The organism is Nostoc sp. CCY0012 (genome assembly GCF_963920855.1).
In the GTDB taxonomy this organism is placed as follows: domain Bacteria; phylum Cyanobacteriota; class Cyanobacteriia; order Cyanobacteriales; family Nostocaceae; genus Cyanocohniella.
This window is the reverse complement of the sequence record NZ_CAWUDM010000005.1, coordinates 1-21096: the sequence shown is the minus strand read 5'-3', so window position 1 is coordinate 21096 and position 21096 is coordinate 1. Positions and strand designations below refer to the sequence as shown.

Annotated in this window: 17 protein-coding genes; 6 read left to right on the top strand and 11 right to left on the bottom strand. The window is 42.1% G+C overall.

The window, feature by feature from the left end; translation table 11 throughout:
* The first annotated feature begins 25 nt into the window (after nt 1-25).
* Entirely contained in the window at nt 26-730 is a 705-nt protein-coding gene (locus ACM0OS_RS02125; protein WP_414541502.1) for an actin-binding WH2 domain-containing protein, read from the top strand.
* Nucleotides 731-787: 57 nt separating this feature from the next.
* On the opposite strand, the gene nifV is transcribed toward ACM0OS_RS02125, so the two are convergent.
* On the bottom strand, nt 788-1918 hold the full coding sequence (nifV, locus tag ACM0OS_RS02120) for a homocitrate synthase (RefSeq protein ID WP_414541501.1): 1131 nt from the start codon (nt 1916-1918) through the stop codon (nt 788-790).
* A 33-nt stretch (nt 1919-1951) separates the two neighbouring features.
* On the bottom strand, nt 1952-3712 hold the full coding sequence (locus tag ACM0OS_RS02115; RefSeq protein WP_414541500.1) for a ShlB/FhaC/HecB family hemolysin secretion/activation protein: 1761 nt from the start codon (nt 3710-3712) through the stop codon (nt 1952-1954).
* A 428-nt stretch (nt 3713-4140) separates the two neighbouring features.
* On the opposite strand from ACM0OS_RS02115, the gene ACM0OS_RS02110 reads away from it, so the two are divergent.
* A complete protein-coding gene (locus tag ACM0OS_RS02110) occupies nt 4141-7959 on the top strand; it encodes a PAS domain S-box protein (RefSeq protein ID WP_414541499.1) in 3819 nt (1272 codons plus the stop codon).
* A 435-nt stretch (nt 7960-8394) separates the two neighbouring features.
* Here the strand turns inward: ACM0OS_RS02110 and ACM0OS_RS02105 are convergent, their stop codons facing one another.
* From ACM0OS_RS02105 to ACM0OS_RS02090, 4 genes are all read right to left on the bottom strand, one after another.
* Entirely contained in the window at nt 8395-9201 is an 807-nt protein-coding gene (locus tag ACM0OS_RS02105) for a pentapeptide repeat-containing protein (protein ID WP_414541498.1), read from the bottom strand.
* Between the two features lie 10 nt (nt 9202-9211).
* Nucleotides 9212-9850, bottom strand: a complete 639-nt coding sequence (locus tag ACM0OS_RS02100) for a hypothetical protein (RefSeq protein ID WP_414541497.1) — start codon at nt 9848-9850, stop codon at nt 9212-9214.
* Between the two features lie 89 nt (nt 9851-9939).
* Nucleotides 9940-10575 carry a hypothetical protein gene (locus ACM0OS_RS02095; RefSeq protein WP_414541496.1) on the bottom strand — a complete coding sequence of 212 codons (636 nt, stop codon included), beginning with the start codon at nt 10573-10575 and terminating at the stop codon, nt 9940-9942.
* Nucleotides 10576-10842: 267 nt separating this feature from the next.
* Nucleotides 10843-11694, bottom strand: coding sequence for an SDR family NAD(P)-dependent oxidoreductase (locus ACM0OS_RS02090; RefSeq protein ID WP_414541495.1), 852 nt, complete (start codon nt 11692-11694; stop codon nt 10843-10845).
* Nucleotides 11695-12378: 684 nt separating this feature from the next.
* On the opposite strand from ACM0OS_RS02090, the gene ACM0OS_RS02085 reads away from it, so the two are divergent.
* Nucleotides 12379-12564: a hypothetical protein gene (locus ACM0OS_RS02085; RefSeq protein WP_414541494.1), complete on the top strand. Its 186-nt coding sequence runs from the start codon at nt 12379-12381 to the stop codon at nt 12562-12564.
* Nucleotides 12565-12590: 26 nt separating this feature from the next.
* Here the strand turns inward: ACM0OS_RS02085 and ACM0OS_RS02080 are convergent, their stop codons facing one another.
* Both ACM0OS_RS02080 and ACM0OS_RS02075 read right to left on the bottom strand, forming a co-directional pair.
* Nucleotides 12591-14432, bottom strand: coding sequence for a tetratricopeptide repeat protein (locus ACM0OS_RS02080; protein WP_414541493.1), 1842 nt, complete (start codon nt 14430-14432; stop codon nt 12591-12593).
* Nucleotides 14433-14546: 114 nt separating this feature from the next.
* The gene (locus ACM0OS_RS02075) at nt 14547-15323 is read right to left on the bottom strand and encodes an ABC transporter permease (protein WP_414541492.1); all 777 of its coding nucleotides are present in this window, start codon (nt 15321-15323) and stop codon (nt 14547-14549) included.
* A 242-nt stretch (nt 15324-15565) separates the two neighbouring features.
* Here ACM0OS_RS02075 and ACM0OS_RS02070 point away from each other — a divergent pair, with 242 nt between their 5' ends.
* A complete protein-coding gene (locus tag ACM0OS_RS02070; RefSeq protein WP_414541491.1) occupies nt 15566-16714 on the top strand; it encodes a DegT/DnrJ/EryC1/StrS family aminotransferase in 1149 nt (382 codons plus the stop codon).
* 137 nt (nt 16715-16851) lie between these two features.
* Here the strand turns inward: ACM0OS_RS02070 and ACM0OS_RS02065 are convergent, their stop codons facing one another.
* The 3 genes from ACM0OS_RS02065 to ACM0OS_RS02055 form a co-directional block, all read right to left on the bottom strand.
* Complete coding sequence (locus ACM0OS_RS02065) at nt 16852-17598, bottom strand: DUF561 domain-containing protein (RefSeq protein ID WP_414541490.1); 747 nt, start codon at nt 17596-17598, stop codon at nt 16852-16854.
* Nucleotides 17599-17675: 77 nt separating this feature from the next.
* Nucleotides 17676-19652 carry a protein kinase domain-containing protein gene (locus ACM0OS_RS02060; protein WP_414541489.1) on the bottom strand — a complete coding sequence of 659 codons (1977 nt, stop codon included), beginning with the start codon at nt 19650-19652 and terminating at the stop codon, nt 17676-17678.
* A gap of 41 nt (nt 19653-19693) precedes the next feature.
* Nucleotides 19694-19846: a hypothetical protein gene (locus ACM0OS_RS02055; RefSeq protein ID WP_414541488.1), complete on the bottom strand. Its 153-nt coding sequence runs from the start codon at nt 19844-19846 to the stop codon at nt 19694-19696.
* On the opposite strand from ACM0OS_RS02055, the gene ACM0OS_RS02050 reads away from it, so the two are divergent.
* Nucleotides 19845-20708: a Tab2/Atab2 family RNA-binding protein gene (locus ACM0OS_RS02050; RefSeq protein ID WP_414541487.1), complete on the top strand. Its 864-nt coding sequence runs from the start codon at nt 19845-19847 to the stop codon at nt 20706-20708. The two genes, ACM0OS_RS02055 and ACM0OS_RS02050, sit on opposite strands and share 2 nt — an antisense overlap.
* Before the next feature lie 39 nt (nt 20709-20747).
* Nucleotides 20748-21002, top strand: coding sequence for a TIGR03643 family protein (locus tag ACM0OS_RS02045; RefSeq protein ID WP_414541486.1), 255 nt, complete (start codon nt 20748-20750; stop codon nt 21000-21002).
* Nucleotides 21003-21096 lie beyond the last annotated feature (94 nt).

Here is a 21096-nt window from a genome sequence, read left to right as displayed (position 1 = left end):
TGCATATTAGGTGTGTAAAAATAAAATGATTGAGCGGAAATCTGTAGGCATAAAATACTTTCCTGTACTGATCAGCTTACTGCGCGATCGCCTGGTTTTTCTTGATGAAATTCGCCAAGGTGCAAGATTACCAAGCAAAATCATTTCTTTGTTGGTTTGTAGTTCCATATTTCTGGCTATTTATGGCGGCATCATTGGTGCATACCATAGTTGGATGCAAGCGTTATCTTCCGCGGTCAAATTACCAGCACTTTATCTCATCACACTGCTAATTTGTCTGCCAACATTGTATTTTTCTAATATTATTTTTGGTTCCAAACGTACTTTTGGTCAGCACTTTGCCCTAGTTTTAACGGCGGTTTCCGTTACTAGTGTCCTTCTATTTAGTTTTGCCCCAATTACACTATTTTTCTTAATTACTACTAATAATTATCAATTTTTAATTTTGTTAAATGTAGTAATTTTTGCCATCACAGGATTCATTGGCATATCTTCTTTATATCAGGCAATGAATTTAGTTTTAGAACAAGATAATGAAGGTAGCAAAACACGTAAGAAAATCTTACAATTTTGGTTATTACTGTATGCTTTCGTAGGCAGTCAGCTAGGATGGACTCTCAGACCTTTTTTTGGTGCGCCTGATTCTGCCTTTCAACTGTTTCGAGAAAGAGAAGGTAATTTTTATCTGAGCGTTATTCAAGCTATCAGCTACCTCTTGGGATGGCGTTGAATAGCGATCATATTTGTTTGGGTAGACAATATGACTCATCTCCCTCACCCCCAGTCCTTAGTTCTTTTTAATCAGCTGCTGTGCTTTTGCTATTTGCAAAAGTTCTTGCGTCGTTAAACTAGTTTTTTTCTCCACAGATGCTTGTCGTACTGCATCTAAAACAGACTGGGTGGCTTCTGGATTCAAAAATATCCCATGCTGTTGCAGTAAGTTAGACAATAAATGCCGGCCAGAATGTTTACCCACAACTAAACGTCGCTGTGAACCCACCTCTTCGGGGGAAAATGCTTCGTAAGTATTAGAGTCTTGTAATATCCCATGAGCATGGATACCTGATTCGTGAGCAAAGCTATTTTCACCGACAATTGCCTTCCACGGATGGACATTGTACCCTGATGCTGAGGCGACAAGTCGAGATATTTCTAATAAACGAGAAGTATCAAGTCCTAAATCATACTGATATATGCGTTTGAGAGCCATTACCACTTCTTCTAAAGCTGCATTTCCCGCTCTTTCACCTAAACCATTAACTGTTGTATTAACTGATAAAGCCCCTGCTTTGATTCCCGCTAGACTGTTGGCAGTTGCTAAACCAAAATCATTGTGGGTGTGCATTTCTACGGGTATGGATAATAATTTGACTAACTTTTGAACTTGCGTATAAGTAGAGAAAGGATCGAGAATACCTACTGTGTCACAAAAGCGAAACCGCGATGCACCACATTCTTGAGCATAAAGTGCTACCTCAAGGAGAAATTTTTCCTCGGCTCTAGAAGAGTCTTCTCCACCTACAGAGACAAAAAGTCCATGATCTACAGCGAAGCTGATGCTATCTCGCAGTTTTTGGAAAACAACTTGCCAGTTACCCTGAAATTTAGCGGTAATGAGAATTGTCGAGACAGGAATAGATATATGTACGCGCTGTAAACCACAAGCGATACAAGACTGAATATCGGAAATCACAGCCCGGTTCCAACCAAGTAATTGAGCGCGCAAACCCAAGTGAGTAATGGCGATAATCGCTTGCTGTTCTCCTACACCCATTGCGGGAATACCAACTTCCAATTCATGGACTCCCATTGCATCGAGTAATTGAGCGATCGCTATTTTCTCTTCTAAATTAAAAGCCACACCAGCTGCTTGTTCACCATCCCGGAGAGTTGTATCATTAATCACAATTTCACTCATATCAGCAATGCCCCCACAAGCAAGTCCCGCAGATCACAAAGAATTATATTGTAAGTAAAAATACAGTCCATTTTCTTGCCATGTTTTGTTCTGCTGCTGCACAGAGACTAAAGGAATACCCCAATCGAGACGAGCAGTAAAATTATTGCCTTGTGTCCACCTCAGACCTAAGCCAACAGATGCTAGGGTATTAGGGTCAGGGTTCTGGGCGTTATTATTCCAAGCAACACCAAAATCAACAAAAGGGACAACCTGCAACAAACTGTCTATTTGGGGCCAACGCACAATAGGTAGAAGAACTTCCGCTGAAGCCACAGCACCATTGTCAGTCAAGAGTAAATCTTGCCGATAGCCACGAACACTGTTGACACCACCTAGTCCTACTTGTTCTAAAGGTAAAAGCGCCCTGGATGCTAATTGCGTATTTCCCCGGAGAATTAGTAACGTTTCTGGTGCTAATAAGCGCACCCACTGTGCTTGCCCTTGCCACGCCAAAAAGCGACTATCGGGAAGTTCGGGATTAATTGTGGCATTGAATGCACCTATACCCAAATTAAATTGCGATCGCAATGCCATTACTTCCTGAGTATTGCGACTAGTCCATTCTTGAAAAAAGCGGATTGCAGATATGCGTGTGCTTCCGGCTGCATCAGCTCCTGGTGAAAGTTCAGAAAGGGGAGTCTCGTTTTGCTCCAATAAAGAGGAGGAAATATCACTTTCTCTTCTAGAAGCTGTCACACCCAGAGCAAATTCTTGGGTGGGTGTTTGCAGCAATGGCTGGCGAAATGTCAATTCATAGTAGTGAGAAGATGATTGGATATCAAGGATATTGAAAGGACGTTCGATGACATTACTCGCAGCCGTTCCCCAATTCAAGGTAAGTGTGCCGTTGTGAGGATTCACCGGCAATGTGTAGCTGGTATCTAAGGCATTACTGCCATCGGTATTAGTGTAGGTGAGACTCAAGCTGTCTCCCGATCCCAGCAAGTTGGCTTCATTCAATTGTAAGCGGCGGCGAAAACTACCCACACTAGGCGATCGCCCATTATCGAGAATGGCTTGAACACTAAATGTTTTTGCTTCTTGAATCTTCACTTGGAGGATACTCGTCCCTGGATGCAACCCTGCTGATAGTTCCGCAGATAAAGTTTCAATTAAAGGGTCAAGTTGCAATAGTTGTAATGCTGCCAACAATTCTTGCCGATTCAAGGGCGCGGATGTGGCGATCGCTAGGCGACTGCGGACATAATTAGAGTCTAAACGTTGAGTACCTGTAACTTGGATGTCCTCTAATTGACCTTCAACCACTTGGATTTTGATTACACCTGAGCGAATAGTTTGGGGTGGTATGTAGGCACCAGAAGTGATATAGCCTTTGCTGATGTATAGTTCCGTAATTTGAGTACGAGCTTGAAAAATCTCAGCTAATGAGATCGGTCTTTGAATAAATTCCGCAGTAGCTGCGGCTAATTCTTCGGCACTAAATACTGTACTGCCAATAACTTCAAAGCGTTCTACAGTAATAGTCTGTGGAATATTCTCCGGTAATTGGTATTCAGGTGTAGAAGGAGCCGGAGCAGGCGGGAATAAATCTGCCGGTGGGGGTAGTGGTTGCGGTGGTGTCGTTGGTGCTTGTGGCACAGGTACCACTGGTTGGAGATCCTGCGGGGGTGGTAGTTGTATGGGATCGACAACCTGAGCTTTTGTCGGATGAGAAATTATGCTACTGAGTAATGCAGACAAACCCAGAGGCAGCCAGGACATGCTGAACTTCTGGAGGTAGTTATCTATCATGGACTGGTCTAGTTTGTCTCAGGAACTATGAAATGATGCAGAGACTCCTTAGATAAAAATATTACTAGATATACTTGTTCTTTGGAATAGCAAGTAGTAATTCTGTTCAGTAACCCCAAGATTCAACTCTAGTCCAGTAGCTTAGTGTGGGTGGTGTGACCCCCTGAGGGTGAAACCACTAATTAAGGTAATCTCTTTAGGTAAGAAGTCATCTATTCAGGATTTGCCAATACAATGGGTTTAAGAACTACAAAATTTCCTCAACTACCTTGGTTGGATACTGATTTAGACTATAGCTATATTTGACACAAATATCATTTAATTCAGCGATAAATCTGTTCCCTAGCTGTTTTAATCTTTATAATTCTTGATTCCCCAGATTTAGCTCGGCATAACTTTCGCTATGTAGTTCAGACGTCAATAAAAACATGAAAATTGATGAATTAACTATGCGATTTAAAAATCAGCTAATTTACATGCCTGATTTATATCATGTGATTGATCATTGTCCGTTAACGATTAGCCCTGATAGTTATGTCGTCGATGCCATTGTCTTGATGAATCAAGAGCGAAGTCATAATTATTCCCTCATTGATCAACATTATTCCTTAAATAAACAGATATTTCAGCATCAAGACACCAGCTATGTCTTGGTTGTGGAAGAAAAAGAAATATTAGGTATTTTTACGGCTAAAGATGTCATCAAACTCATTGCCAACGGGATAAATATATCCCAGGTCAAAATAGCCGAGGTCATGGTACAGCCAGTTATTACCATGACTACATCCCATTCCCAAAATATTTTTACAGCCTGGACACTACTGCGTCAGCACCAAGTTCGTTATCTGCCCATTTTGAATGAGGGCAGGCAATTGGTGGGAATTGTCACGGACACTAGATTACTCAAAGCCCTTGATCTGGCAAACATGGTTGGGATGATCAACCCCTTGCAGCAAGATTTACAATACCCAACACATGAGTTAGGACAAGTAAATCAACAACTACATCAGGTATGTTCTCAAACTCAAGATGAATCACCATGTTGCTTGGATGCAGAATTGGCAGAAATTGTGCAGGCAAATCAGAAATTACAGCAAACCCTGGCAAAATTTCAAGGAGAACGCACATCTGAACTGCTTGTAGCTAACAACCTTTTACAACAGGAAATTAATGAACGCCAGCGTGCCGAAGAAGCATTGCGGCAAAGTGAACAACTTTATCGCCAACTAGTAGAAACTCAAGTTGATGTGATTATCCGGGTGGATTTGCATGGGCAAATTACCTTCGCTAATACAGCCGCTTGTCAAACTTTCGGTTGGCAAATAGATGAATTTCGCCATTCGTCTCTATTTGATTTTATCTATGCCGATGATGTGGCTAAAGTCAAACAAAATCTCACCGATTTGCTATCTCCACCTTACCAGTTGACTATTAATGAGCGACGTGCGGCAACAGTGAAGGGTTTGCGCTGGTTTCAATGGAATGTAACCGCAATCCAAGATGACACAGGAAAGGTAGTAGAAATCCAGGGTGTAGGTAGAGACATCACTGAACGTCGGCAGATAGAGTTATCACTGCAAAAGAGTGAAGAAAAATTTCGCCGGATTGCCGAAAATACTCAAGCCGTAATTTGGATGTCAACCCCAGATTTAGAGGAGAACCTGTATGTTAATCCTGCTTATGAAAAAATTTGGGGTCGCTCTTGCCAGAGTTTAACTGATCAGCCAGGCTCATGGTTAGAAGCAGTGCATCCAGACGATCGCCATCGTGTGCTGGCCAAAATACAGCGCCAGAAGCAGGGTGAGTCGGCTGATGTCGAATATCGGATTTCCCACCCCGATGGTTCCATGCGATGGATCTGGGATCGGGGCTTTGCCATATATAATCAGCAAGGCCATGTAGAATATAATGCCGGCATTGCCGAAGATATTACAGAACGTAAGCAGATAGAAGAGTCGTTGCAAGAAAGTGGGGCCAGACTGAGTTTTGCTTTAGAAGCCTCTTACATGGGAATGTGGGACTGGAATCTGATCACCAACGAGCTAGTGTGTTCTAGTAACCTGGAAGACATATATGGTTTACCCAGTGGTGATGGTAGTCATAGCATGGCAGAACTATTGAACTTAGTTCATCCTGAAGACCGGGAATGTTTAACTGCCGCTATAGCTGATAGCCTTGAGCAAGCCAATGAATTAAACAGCGAATTTAGAATTATTCAGCCCGATGGCAGCGTTCACTGGCTGAGTCACAAAGCTAAAGTCTTTAATAACGAAATTGGTCAGCCAACGCGGATGATTGGTACAACTAGAGACATCTGCGAACGCAAACAGGCAGAGTTAGCATTACGAGACAGCGAAGAACGTTACCGTTCAGTGGTGACAGCAATGTCTGAGGGCATTGTGGTATACGAAGCTAATGGTAGGAGCATCGCTTGTAATCCCAGCGCCGAAAGGATTTTGGGGCTTTCTTCCGAGCAAATATTTGGCCGCCTTTGTACTGATTCTTGTTGGCACACCATTAAAGAAGATGGCTCTCCATTTCCTGGTGAAACTCATCCAGCAATAGTCACTTTACGCACAGGACAACCCTGCTCGAATGTAGTTATGGGAGTTTATCAGCCTCATGGACAACTGGTTTGGATTTCTATTAATTCCCAACCTTTGTTTCGTGACAATGAACCCACTCCTTATGCCGTGATTGCTTCCTTTTCAGACATCAGTGAACGCAAACATGCTGAAAATAAAATCTTTGAACAAGCAGCTTTACTCGATATTGCCACTGATGCCATTTTAGTGCGAGATTTTCAAAGCCAAATCTCATATTGGAATCAAGGTGCAGAGCGTTTATATGGTTGGTTAGCAGAAGAAGCCTTGGGTAAAGATGTCCAACATCTGATGTTCAAAAAAACTTCGCCTCAACTCAAAGCTGCTTTAAAAACCGTCACCGAATCTGGTTCCTGGCAAGGTGAATTACGTAAATTTACCAAATCTGGGCAAGAAGTCATCGTTGAAAGCCGTTGGACACTGATGCGTGATGCCGCAGGACAACCCAAGGCTATCCTCTCAGTTGATACTGACATTACACAAAAAAAACAACTTGAAGAGCAGTTTTTCCGCGCTCAACGCTTAGAAAGCCTCGGCACTTTAGCCGGTGGCATTGCTCACGACTTAAATAATATACTGACACCAATTTTGGCAGCATCTCAACTGCTACAAGTAAGATTTGCTCAGGACCAAGAACAATATCAACGTCTACTAGCGATTATCGAAAAAAACGCCAGACGCGGCGCTGATTTAGTCAAACAAGTGTTGTCATTTGCGCGAGGATTTAAAGGAGAACGTACAATCCTGCAAATCAAGCACCTGATTGCAGAAATTACCCTCATAGCCAAACAAATATTTCCTAGATGTATCGAATTTGTACTCTCCATACCAGAAGATTTGTGGGCTATCTCTGGGGATGTGACACAACTACATCAAGTACTGATGAATTTAGTGGTGAATGCCCGCGATGCCATGCCAGACGGTGGTAAGCTGACAATTTCTGCCCAAAATATCTTTATTGACGAAGCCTATACCCGAATGCATCTTGATGCCAAAGTTGGGAATTATATCTTGCTCACTGTGGCCGATACGGGAATTGGCATGGCACCAGCCACATTAGATAGGATTTTTGAACCATTCTTCACCACCAAAGAAATCGGTACAGGTACGGGATTGGGTCTTTCCACCGTGTTGGGCATTGTCAAAAGCCACGGGGGTTTTGTGAGCGTGTCTAGTAAAATTGAGCAAGGTAGTAAATTTAAGCTGTTCTTACCCGCCGTCGCCGCCACTCCATCACTGGAAACCAAGAATTTAGAGCCATTTCCTGGACAGGGAGAACTGATTTTAGTAGTGGATGATGAAACGCAAATTCAAGAAATTGCCAAAATCATTCTAGAAAAGCACAACTATAGAACTCTCATAGCCAGTAATGGCATCGAGGCGATCGCACTTTATGCCCAGCACAAAAAGCACATCAGTGCAGTGTTGATGGATATCATGATGCCAGAAATGGACGGAATCACTGCTATCCGCACCTTACAAAAAATGAACCCCCAAGTGCAAATCATTGCTTGCAGCGGCATCAACCCCCATGAAGCTTTGGAGATGGCCGATAATACTCAAGTCCAACTAGTTATTTCCAAGCCCTACACAGCCCAAGATTTATTGCACAGCCTAAATCATCTACTTAGGGACTCCAACTAAAAAAATATTCTGTCACTGGATAGGCCGTGATGATCCTGACACAACTAGAAAAATTCCGCAAAGCTATCTAAACTCAGCCTCTCAAAGAAGTTGGGTTACTTTCTCTTGCCTTCTATTCATTGCTTCTAAATGCAAATTAGTCCAAACTCAAGTTTAAAACCTACTAGTACAACACGGCGTAAATAGGCATACCATTTGAAATCGTCAAACAGCCTGTTTGATAAGCTTTTTGACTTTTGACTTTTGACTTTTGACTTCCGCGCAGCGGTACGAGCTCTTTCCTGACTAACCCTCTTTAATCACTATCGCTAGATAAAAATCTAAAACTCTTATTTTGCAAGGCTTCTCTCAATATACAAGGTTGGGTTGACGTAAGGAAACCCAACACCAATATCCCTGGTGAGTTTCTGAGATCAATGTTGGGTTGAGTTGAAGTTAAACACGCTTATAAAAATCCGGCATAATTGTATCCTGAAAATTCACGCCAATGAGGTTAGCATCCTGAAGATTAGCACCCCTCAAATTAGCTCCTTGAAGATTGGCCCCTGCCAAATTTGCTCTTGAGAGGTTAGCCCATGATAAATTGGCACCTCTTAAGTCAGCTTCACGCAGGTTAGCCCGCAACAAGTATGCACCACTCAGGTGAGCTTGGGTGAGATTGGCTTTGTATAAGTTAGTTTGATAAAGGTAAGTCCCCATCAGTTCTGCTGCGTGCAAAATAGCTTCGCTGAGGTTAGCCGCAATTAAGTTAGCTCCCATCAAGTTGGCAAAACAAAGGTTAGTCCTCATTAACTGCGCTGTACCCAAATCGGCATCTCTTAAGTTAGCGTCTCTGAGGTCAGTGCCAATTAAGTTGGCATTAAAGATGACAGCGCTTTGCAGATTTGCCTGACTCAAGTCAGATCCAATCAAATTAGCATGACTGAGATTGGCTTGAGTTAATACAGCGCTGCTTAAGTTAGCCACACTAAAGTTCGCTGCGGTTAAATTCGCCTCTATGAGCGTGGCTTGATGAAGGTTTGCACCACTCAAGTCAGCACTTTTAAGGTTAGCCCGCACTAATAAAGCATGACTTAAATCTACCTTGTTCAAGTTAACTTCTTGGAGGTCTGCACCTCTGAGGTTATCTCCTTTGAGGTCGGCGGCGCTTAGGTCTAATTTTATTTGCGGATTTTGCTGTCGCCACTTTACCCATGTAACTGCACCTGCTTTGAGTAAAGTCAGATGCTCTAGATTTGCCATTTTCTCTCCTTTACTCATTTGCACTTTGGGGATGTACCCGACCAGCGACATTTTCTATCGCCGCTAATGCTCCCGCCGCACCTGCGAGGATATCCCGTTCTTCTCCACCTAAGTACAGTCGGCCAAAGCTGCCTACAGCTTGCACTTCTAAGATATTAATTGCTGCGGCTTTTTCGGCTTCATTGGCAGCTAGTGCAGCATAAGTAGCAGGTTGAACTTCTAAAACATACAGGGTTTGTCCTGCTAGTAGTAGTTGTCCTCGGCGCGTGCGATTGATTAATTGGGTTTGGTAGGCATCAATGTTGCGGATAATTTGGTTAGAAACAACACGCGGTTTGAGACATTCCTCTTTTTTAACTCCTAGTGCCGCCAAAATAGCTTGACCCGCAGCCCGCGTTTCTCCTTGGGAGCTAGAATGAATTTCTAGTAGACCGTAGAGTCGTTCAACTACCTGTACTCCTGGGCGCACAGAGGCAGCTTTTAGCGCTACATCTGTAATGCGATTAATTTCAATACCCGGAGAGATTTCAATCCATAATGATGTATCTCCTGGTAAGGGCAAAAAACCTTGGGCTACTGTTCCCATATAAGCTGCATGTTGAGGTTGCAGGCTGTCGAGAAAGACGAAACTGCGTAGTTCTATTCCCAAGATTATACTCTCCAGTCATGAGGATACAAGTTAACTATTGCAATGTGTGAGTGTAACCTTAACCTACCATAAGGTTTGGTACTGTGTTATTACCTATGACTGGGGTCAAGTGTTTGAATTTCTGCCTGGAGATTGGCACGAGCAGATTGTTCGGCAACCTGGAACATCAAAGGTGTATGATAAATACGCTGCCGCTGCAAAAAATTCTCTAAAACTTGTCTACGACCTGTAATATATTCTAATTCTGACAACCATGCATATTCTTGGCGAATAGCATGGGCGTATTGTCGGTACTGGACTGGGTTAGTTGCTAAAATAGCCAAATCTGCATCAAGTAAGACTTGACTATCATGGTCATCAGTAAGGGCTTGGTGATATTTAGTATGTAAAATGAGACGGCTAATAATAGTAATATTACTGTGGGGAATCCCCAAATTACTCAGCATCTTACAAGCATAGTCTGAGCTTTGTTCTTCATTATCTTTTGCCTGGCTGTCATATACTACATCATGAAACCACGCTGCAAGTTTCACAGCAACTAGGTCATGAGCGTAGGCTTGCAAAGTATCAATTGTGCTGAGGACGTGTTCAATGTGTTGGAGTGTGTGGTAGTGGCGATCGCCTGTAGAATAAGCCTCTACCAAATCAGTAAAGGCTTGCTCAATTGCTACTTGCTCAACTCCGAAATTTTGCAATGTATGTTGCCAGGAACAAAATAATCGCATTACTAGTACTATACGGCGTAAATTAAGCCACCATTCTCAATTAGAGAATACCCTATTTTATAAGTATTTTGACTGCCGCGCAGTGCTACTAGTGGTTCATCTCATTAATATTGAAGGGTGAAATAAAATATTAATTTCTGCTAACTATTAATATACTTTGGCGTACATTTACTGCTCAGGGACAGTTATAGAAAAAGGCATTAGAGAGGGCGGAGGACACAGAGAAATAAGGAACAAAGAAGTTTATTGTGTTAGGTTGGCTGATGTTTATTTGTCAGTCCCTAAAATCTGGGTTTCATTTCTTTGATTATTTTTTAAATTCTTGAAGAGTTTATCAATAATCCAGGTCAGTAATTGTGGCGAATATCGTTTGAGAAAATGGGTATTTTTAGCTGTTGCATCGGGAAATACGTGTAGTTCGTTGTGAATAATTCCTCGAATTGTGGCACTCATTACCTTAGCAGGATCAGTTGCTAGATTTTCTGGGAAGCCATGAAAACCTTCTGCTAAAGTTCCTAAACGTTCCGACTGAAGAATTGGGGTGCGGCTAAAAGAAGGATAAACAACTGTCACCTTAACATTATGGTCTTTGACTTCTTGGAAAAGTCCTTCACTGAATCCCCGTAGACCAAATTTGCTAGTTGCATAATGAGCCATTCCACTTGGTGCATACCAGCCTGTTACGGAGGAAATATTGACAATGTGACCTTGTTGGCGGGCAATCATATCAGCAATAAAAAGCGCACTTAATCGCATTGGGGCGAGTAAATTTATTTGCATCAGACGCTCCCATTTTTCACTAGGAATTTCGTCCATGCGGCCAAAAAGTGCAATCCCAGCATTGTTAATTACAATATCAATGGGAATATTGAGTTTCTTCACTTGACGATACAGAATTTCACATCCCTCGCGGGTAGAAAGATCTACAGACATGCAAGCAAGTACTTCGCCAATTCCGATTTCATGGTGAATTACTTCTATTTGTTCGTACAGCAACCTTTCATCTACATCCGTTAAAATTAGTCGGCTACCAGCTGCTAACAACTGTCGGGTTAGTTCCTGTCCGAAACCACCAGATGCACCAGTAATCAGCACAACAGCCTTGTTTAGCTGGGTCATATTTTTATTGCAAGAGGTCTATTGCAAGCTATTAGTTATTGAAGCGATCGCTTAGTTTTATGAGTTTTAGGAATCAGGCAAAGCAATGGCATTTAATCATTCATGAATCTTGACATAAAACAATTTTATGAAGGAATTATCAACATTTGGTAATTTTTACAGATTTTCTTTCTAATGCTAAATTTATTCTGTGGAAATTAGATGAGCGATGAGCAATTATTGAATTTTGCTGGTAAATAGAACATATTTTACATTTTGTGTCCTAATTTATCTGGCTGTTGCTATACAAAAATCACCAATTATTTATAGTGTGCGATCGCTTGAGGTGGACAAGATGGTTTGTTAAACTTGATACTGAAATATTGTCTTTTCCCAATGGCAAAATCCGCAGATGTCAGCACCAAAAGGTTAATTAGTCTCGCACTCGATAACTGGGTAAGATGGGTAACACAGCTACTAGGTAAGTCGGCGAGAAAAAATCAAACTATGTTCAGCAATGTAAAATAATTAAAATTCATTTCGTAGTAAGGGCTGAAGCCCTTATTTGAGGACTAAAGTCCTCACCCTACGGGTGATGCCTCCGGCACGCTGACGCGAACGTTAGTCGCTCATGGGGGAAACCCCCAAGACCGCGCTAACTCACTACAAACCTTTAATTATTTACGCCGTCCTACTTAGATATTCTTGTTAGGTGGACAAAGACAAGGAATAATTTCTAGCATCGAAACTAGCCTAGACGCAAAATTTGGCAGTGATGGCTTGGAATTGATACCACAAATTGTCCAAATATCTGATTTAGAAAGATTAAAATTGATTTTACGGGATATTATCACAGCAAATACAGTGGGAGAATTGCGGCGAATTTTATAACCCCAGATTTTTTAAATAATATTAAATTAGATACTTTCTTTGTATCTGGCTAACAATTTAGGAATGTAATCATAGCCATCTACACCAATAATGGCAATCATTTTAGGACGATGTTGCTGTAATAAACTTTGAAAAGCTTCTGCTCCTATTTGTCCTTGTAAAATTGTGAGTAACCCTGCGGGTTGTCGCCACTCATTAGACGCAATTTGTTCTAGCAAATACATACCTAAGGCACCAGTATATATAGCTTTTTCTGAATTTTGTAGTTGATAATAAGCTTCAGATAAATAAGCTAGATTACGTCCTTGAAGATACAAGTCGCCGGAAATTTGGGCTGTTTTAAAGGCATTTTCTAAATAGGGAATTGCTGCTGGTGCTTGACTTATAACTAGATAAGCAATACCTAAGCTACTAAAACACAAAGCTTTACTTTGAATATCATTTAACTGTTCTGATAACTTTAAACCTTGTTCCAAATAGTTAATAGCTGTTTCGTAAATTTCTGGTTCTATTTGTTCGAGTTGTTGTGCCTGCATCACTTCGCTGTAACCCAGACTTACCAGGGCGTTGGCTTCTCCGGTGCGATCGCCTGCTTGCCGACTCAGCATTAATGCCCGCTGACTATAGTTAATCGCTTCAGGATAATTTTTCTCTTGTACATAGGTACGACTGAGGTGGTTAAGATTGGCAATTTCACAGGGGCGATCGCCTGCATTTCTAGAAATTTCTAGTGCTTGCTGATGAAATTGGATAGAGCGCTGATATTGTCCTAAAGCACGCTGTGAATAGCCAAGGAGTGTCAAAATTCTGGCTTTTTCTTGGGTTCTGGCAACTCGTCGCAGTGGTTCATCTAAATAATCTAAGGCATCACGTAGAGAACTCCCAGAAAAAGAAGCAAAAATTCCCCCGTAAAGAGGAAAATATGAACGCTGGGAAAAATTGCGGAGAATTTGCAGCATTACTTGAGAACAGGCATTACTATATGTGGCCCTACTCTGAAAACCACTTGCCAATTGACTCCAAATTACGGCAAAGGTTAAAAATGTGGAAATCGACAACTTTGAACCGGCTTGGATGTTATAGGCTTGTTGGTCAAACCAGTTGACTAAACCTAGTTGTAAATATTGCAAAATTAACGCCATCTCTACCCAGTCACCAAGGGTAAGACTGTTGTGGCGTTCGGCAAATTCAATGGCAGATTGTTCCATTGCTAAGGTGCGAAAAAATGCTTGGGGAATATCACTTTTAACTTGTTTCGCCCAAGTTGCCCAAGGGCCACTTTCTCCAGGGACACCGCCAAATCCCAATTGCTGATTTTGCTCATACATCCAACTTACCAAGTCGTTTTGCAGTCGTTGCCGAGCATTTAAACCACGGGTAATTCCTTGGGTGATTTCCTGCAAGTCTGAATCTACCTGAGCAAATTGTTGTAAAGCTTTGGATAACTGCTGTAGTTGTTGCGAATTTGGTGGCTGTTTTTGATTGGGATCGATAACCCGTAAAAATGTCGCCAGACGTTCATCAGTAGCAGCTGTAGTTATATCTTTGACTGCCGAGGCGATCGCTTCTGTAGCTTTATTTTGCTCCCAATATCGCTGCCATTGGCTTTGAATGGTCTTAATTGCTCTCAAACTCCGACTAGCTTTAGATTTCTTCAATTCGTCGGTTTCATTATCTACTTGAGCTTGGATGGTGCTGAGGCGATCGCTCAAAACTAACTCAAAGACTTCTCCTGTCCCCGAAGTAATATTTTTCTGCAACATTTGATACACCATTTCCACAGAGCTAATTTTGCCCTGGAGAGTGGCTTGGATAATTTCATCAATTAAAGCGAGATATTGATCACGTAATGGCAGAGATTCTGACACTGTAGCTACTGGAGAACGTCAATTCTCATTTTAATGGGGATTGGGGATTAGAGACTGCGGACAAGGGGATTACGAATTACGAATTAGTTAATCTTTTCCCCATCTCCCTACGCCCTACCTTACCAATTGATCGGCAAAATTGAAGAACTGACGCATTAACCCTTTGGTGACTAAAATTGTGGTCAATAAATTAGCGATCGCCACCATGAAGATAATTAAAATTTCGTAGGAAATGGCATCTAGGGGTCTGATTCCTGCTAATAACTGTCCAGTGGTGATGCCGGGGATGGCTACCATACCTATCAGCATCATTTGATTGAGAGTGGGCAGAAACGCGGCTCTAATGGCTTCTTTGCGGTACTGGCTGACTGCTTGCTGGGGAGTTGCACCTAAGCTGAGGTGAGTTTCTATTTCCAACGGTTGAGCGTTTATGGTGCTAACCAAACGTTCGCCAGAGATGGCGGCGGCGTTCATGGCGTTACCTAAAATGATTCCTGCTAAGGGAATTATGTATCGCGGTTCGTACCATCTATCTGGTTGAATAATTAAGAAGTTGGTGTAAAGCACTGTCAAGGCGGTACTGATTAAAATTGCTCCCCAAACCAAAGGCAAAACAGAGGGAATTTTTTGGCTGATGCGGTTTCGTGCGACAATCGCCGTAATTGTCAAAATTATTGCTAAAATCGCCAAAACTGCCCAAGGATTGTCTAAAGCAAAAATGAAATCTAAAACGTATCCTAATACCAGTAGTTGGAGGATAGTTCTGCCAGTTACAATGGCTAAGTTTAACTCTAGTCCGAGTTTTTCCCAGGCAGATAAACCAATGGCAATGGCCATCAATCCGACAGCCAGTCCTAAATCAACCAAATCGAGCCTGATCAAATCCGTCATGGGTTTTCTACCTCCTAAGCCGATATACTTGGAACTTTAATTCCAGGTGTTGGATCTTGGTTGATATGTATCACCTTTTTTACCAACCAATGGTATCCTTAACCATAAAATAAATTCAGTAATATCCCGCTTTGATGCGTATCCGGGGCGACAGTCTTTCAAAGGCTTTTTGATAAATATCTCAATCAGCAAAAATTGGCCGTCGAAGTGCATCCTTTGTATCTTCAAATTAATGAAAACTCATGATCCAAAGCGTAAATTCTATCCCTGCCTTTGATATTAAACAACAATACAGCACTATTGAAGCAGAAGTGAGTGCAGCTGTTCTAGAGGTTTTGGCTTCTGGGCGTTACATTGGCGGCCCCATTGTTGAAGGCTTTGAGCAACAATTTGCAGCCTATCATCAAGTAAGTAATTGTATAGCTTGCAACTCTGGGACAGATGCACTCTACTTAGCATTACGCGCTTTAGAAATTGGTGCAGGTGATGAAATAATTACTACACCCTTTACTTTTGTGGCGACGGCTGAAGTCATTAGTGCTGTAGGTGCCAAGCCAATTTTTGTTGATATAGACACTACTACTTTTAATCTTGATTTACATCAGGTGACTGCGGCGATTACTCCTCAAACTAAAGCCATTATCCCAGTGCATTTATTTGGGCAACCTGTGGATATGACAGCACTGATGGCTATCGCTCAGTCTCATAATTTAGCAGTTATTGAAGATTGCGCTCAATCTACAGGTGCCAGTTGGAATAATCAGAAAGTCGGTAGTATTGGACATATTGGTTGCTTTAGTTTCTACCCTACCAAGAATTTGGGTGGTTGCGGCGATGGTGGAGCCATTACGACTAATGATCCTGAATTGGCTACCAAGCTGCGGGTACTCAAGGAACATGGACAAACAAAGCAGTATTATTACGAGGAAGTTGGTGTAAATAGCCGTTTAGATGCTATTCAAGCGACAATTCTGCAAATTAAACTCCGACACCTCGATACTTGGAATCAGAAAAGGCAGGCGATCGCCGCTTACTACCAAAAATTTCTCAGTCAAGTTCCCGGTATTGTGACACCCCAAGAGTTACCTGGTGGTGTTGGTGTCTGGAATCAATACACTATTCGCATCTCCACTGAAGGGCGAAATGGTTCTACAGCTACCTATCGAGACTCGGTGCGTAGTCAATTACAAGAACAGGGAGTCAGTTCAATGGTTTATTATCCCCACCCCCTACATTTGCAGCCCGTGTATCAACATCTAGGTTATCAGCCAGGGCAATTACCCGTGACAGAGTTAGCTTGTCAAGAGGTGCTATCTTTGCCCATGTTCCCAGAATTGACACAAGAACAGCAAGACCAGGTGATTTATGCGTTGAAAGATTGTTTAAGTTAAATAGTAGGGAGCAGAAGAGGCAGGGGGGCAGGGTGCAGGGTGCAGGGGGGAAATTTGTTCTTTACTCTCCACTCCCCATTACCCCTTATCCCCAGAGGGGGCCCCGAGTTCCCCACTCCCTAACTAAACGGTAAGAGCTATACCGTCAAGCTTATCGCCTGATTAGCTATGGCTTCGACTAAGCCGCGCACAGCAGCAATCATGGCTACTTCGCTATTGAGTTGGTTAATGGCGGAACCTACACCAACGCCTGCTGCACCGGAGGCGATCGCTAGAGGTGCGGTCACGTTAGAAATGCCGGAAGCACAGAGTACGGGTACTGATACTACACGAGAAATTTCATAAGCTGCTGCCAAGGTGGGGGCGGCTTTTTCAATTAATCCCAAGGTTCCGGGGTGTGCTGGCTGGCTGCTGGTACCGCCTTCGGTTTGAATAATATCAGCACCGGCTTTGACTAGTTCTTCTGCTAGTTGTACTTGTTGATCTAGTTCCAGGATGTGGGGAACGGTGACAGATAAGGTGATTTCTGGCAACAGGGCGCGGGTTTGGTGAGTTAGTGCTAAAACTTCCTCGGCTTCAAATCTGCGTCCTTGGGCGTAAAAACTGTCAAAGTTGCCGATTTCAATTAAATCTGCACCAGCAGCTACAGCTTGAACAAATTTTTCTGGATCTACGGCGGATACACAAACTGGCAAATTAATCAAGTTTTTTGCCAACTCAACTAATGCAGGATCAGCTGCAATATCGACAAAAGTCGCACCACCGAGTTCAGCTGCTTTGATGATAGCAGCAACGCGATCGCGATCAAAATTATTCAAACCACTGATCACTTTCAAAACGCTGCGGTTGGTAAATGCACGTTGGAGAGTAGAATGCATTGTCATAGTTCTTCTTTTGAGGCTACGAAAATAAGGCCTATTCTACCGTTCCTCTGTAAGCAGAGTAGAAAAGCTGCAAAAATCTATGGTAGTTGCCATATCTTAATACTCTGATCTTTACTCCCGCTAATGAGGGTTTTGCCATCTGGACTAAAAGCCACGGCAAAAACTTCGGCTGTATGCCCTCGAAAATCATGTATTACTTGTCCTGTGCTGAGGTTCCATACTTTCACTGTGTTGTCATCACTGCCAGTAGCTATAGATATACCATCCTGGCTAAAGGCGATCGCATTGACATCAGCTTCATGTCCTGACAAGGTGCGTATTTCTTTACCAGTATTGAAATTCCACAGTTTAATAGTTTTATCATCGCTGGCACTAACCATTAAATTACCGTTTGGACTAATGGCTAAGGCGTTGACATCAGCGGAATGTCCTGTCAAATTAAATATTTTTTCGCCTGTGTTTAAATTCCAAATTTTAATGGTATCGTCAGTACCACTACTGAGAAAACTTTGACCATCTGGATGAATAGCTACAAATAAAACTTCTCCTAAATGACCCCTGATAGTGCGGATTTCTTCTCCCGTATTGAGATTCCATACTTTAATCAGCGAGTCATAACCACCACTTACCAAAATTTGATTATCGGGGCTAACAGCAACTGAATGAACATAACTTTTATGTCCTGTCAGCGTGCGAATTTTTTCTCCTGTATGCAGATTCCACACTTTGATGGTGTTATCCTTACTACCACTGACAAGGGTTTGCCCATCCTGGCTGATTGTAACAGCATAAATCCAGTCTGAATGTCCTTTAAAAGTGCGGATTTTCCGTTTTTTTTCTAGATGCCAAAGTTTAATCGTGGTGTCATCACTACCACTAGCAAAGATTGTCTTCCCAGAAGCCGAATTGTGCAGATGGGGTTGGAAGGCTAGGGAATTAACATCAGCTAAATGTCCAGTCAAAGATAAATTTTGCCAAGAGTGCAGAAATCCCCCAAAACCCAACAGCAAAATTACACCAGCACAACCAATGAGGCGTTTATGGCGCCACCCAATTTCCGTTTGAATTACAGTCTTAGGAAAAACTGATGATTTCAAGTTAATTTTCAACGGTAAAGGCTGTATGGGACTTACTGCCTGTTTTCGCTGTGTTGGTATATCTTGTAGCACTTCATCTGCTGACTGGTAGCGATGTGCTAAATCTTTTTGTAACAGCTTATCTAAAACCTGTTGCAATTTTGTGGATATGGGCGACTGCAAATTTTGCCGCCAACATGACACCCAGCTATAGCCCTGTTCCATGTACAAGTGATATGGATGAATAGCCGTTAACAGATAAAAACAGGTTGCACCTAAACTAAATAAATCACTAGCTGGATATGCCAAACCATTTTTCATTTGTTCCATTGGTGCATAGCCATAGGAACCGATACTAGTACCTGTGTGTTCCATAGAAGTTGCAGTTACTTGCTTGGCAACACCAAAATCAATCAAGACTAAATTACTGGCAGAAAAAGAATTAGTATCTTGAGAACAGCGACGAATGATATTGTCGGGTTTTAAATCGCGGTGGATGACTTGATAATCATGAATAAACTTCAAAACTGGTAATAATTCCCTGAGAATTTGCCAAATTTGCTCCTCGCTGAAAGTTCCCTGCTGTTTCAACTCTTGGCGTAAAGTTTGTCCGGGGATTAACTGTTGTACTAAGTATAAATAATGATCCTGCTGAAAATAAGCATACAAAGTAGGAATCTGGGGATGTTCTCCTAACTGTTGCAAACGCCGCGCTTCTTCGTGAAACAATTCAGTAGCCTTATGTAAAGCGGTAGTACCTGAAACTCTCGGTGCTAACTGCTTTACAACACAATGTTCTTTGAGCTTATCTTCATCTTCCGCCAAAAAAGTTCTGCCAAAGCCCCCACCGCCAAGTGGCTGGATAATGCGATAGCGGTTTCGCAGTAGTGGTATTATTCTTGTCCCACAACTCTGGCACAATTCTGTACCATCAGCATTGAGGGGGTTATCACAACTGGGATTGAGGCAGTAGCTCATATTTAGTTATTGATCAGCCGTTGTGAATTATATCCATATTTTCACCTACATTGTTCATATTTGCGATCGCTAACTGGAAAAATAGCAGCTAGGAAGTTTCTCCCTGCTTCTTCAATCTCCTCATCTTGCCATTCCCTCTTATGATGATAAATATCAGAAAAATATAAAGTCGCCACAATTCCACGGCAAAACATGGGTAGTATTTGGGAAATCGATTTTTACTCTCGTCCTATTTTGGACGCCAATCAGAAAAAAGTTTGGGAAGTTTTAGTTTGCGAAAGTCCTGGGGATATCAGTACACAGCCCGATTCTTTATTTCGTTACGCACAATATTGTTCTAGTACGCAGGTAAATTCGGGTTGGTTACGGACAGCATTGCAAGAAGCAATTGACAAAGCCGGGGAAGCACCAATCAAAATCCGCTTTTTCCGTCGCCAAATGAGCAATATGATTACTAAAGCCTGTCAGGATGTGGGTATTCCTGCTCAACCTAGCCGCCGTATTTTAGTTCTCAACCAATGGCTGAAACAGCGCATGGAGGAAGTTTATCCCCAAGAAGAAGGTTATCAAGGTGGGACTAATCCTTCGGTACGTTTGGAAAGTCCTTTACCTCAAAGGTTACCAGATGCTTTAGAAGGCAAACAATGGGCATTTGTCAGCTTACAAGCTGCGGATTTTGCGGAAATGCCAGAGTGGGAAATTGGTTTTGGTGAAGCTTTTCCCCTAGAATTGGCTGATCTATCGCCAGAAACCCGGATTCCTGGGGTATTAATTTTCTCACCGAGAGCATTACCCATAGCAGGTTGGATGTCTGGGTTAGAGTTGGCTTTTTTGAAGTTTGACACCAAACAACAAGGAAGATTAGTTTTAGAAACTGGTGCTACTGAAAGTTGGATTTTGGCTAATATCAAAAATCCCCAAATTTTAGCAGAAGCTGAAGGTTTTGAAAAAGCCAAACAAAACGCCAACGGCGTGCATTTTATCGGTGTACAATCTGATCCCCAAACCGAATCTTTTGCTGGATTTTGGCTTTTACAGGAGATTAATATAGCTTAGACTTTAGGTGTATGAATATCTAAAAATCTAATCAATCCCATGAAGCTACCCGAACTAGATTCTACAACCATAGATCGCATCATAGAAATGGCCTGGGAAGATAGAACACCTTTTGAGGCTATTGAAATTCAATTTGGCTTATCTGAAAAAGATGTAATTAACCTCATGCGGCGAGAAATGAAAGAATCTAGTTTTCGGATGTGGCGAGAGCGAGTTACCAAGCGCAAAACAAAACACCTAAATAAGCGAAGTTTTATTGCGGGTAAATTTAAGTCAGATAATCAAAAAACCTAAAAATTAAATTTTTAAACATAAATTCTTGTCCTAAAGAACATGAATTAAATAACATGCAAGTCTAGTTTTTGACCTCACCCCGCCTTTGACTTGC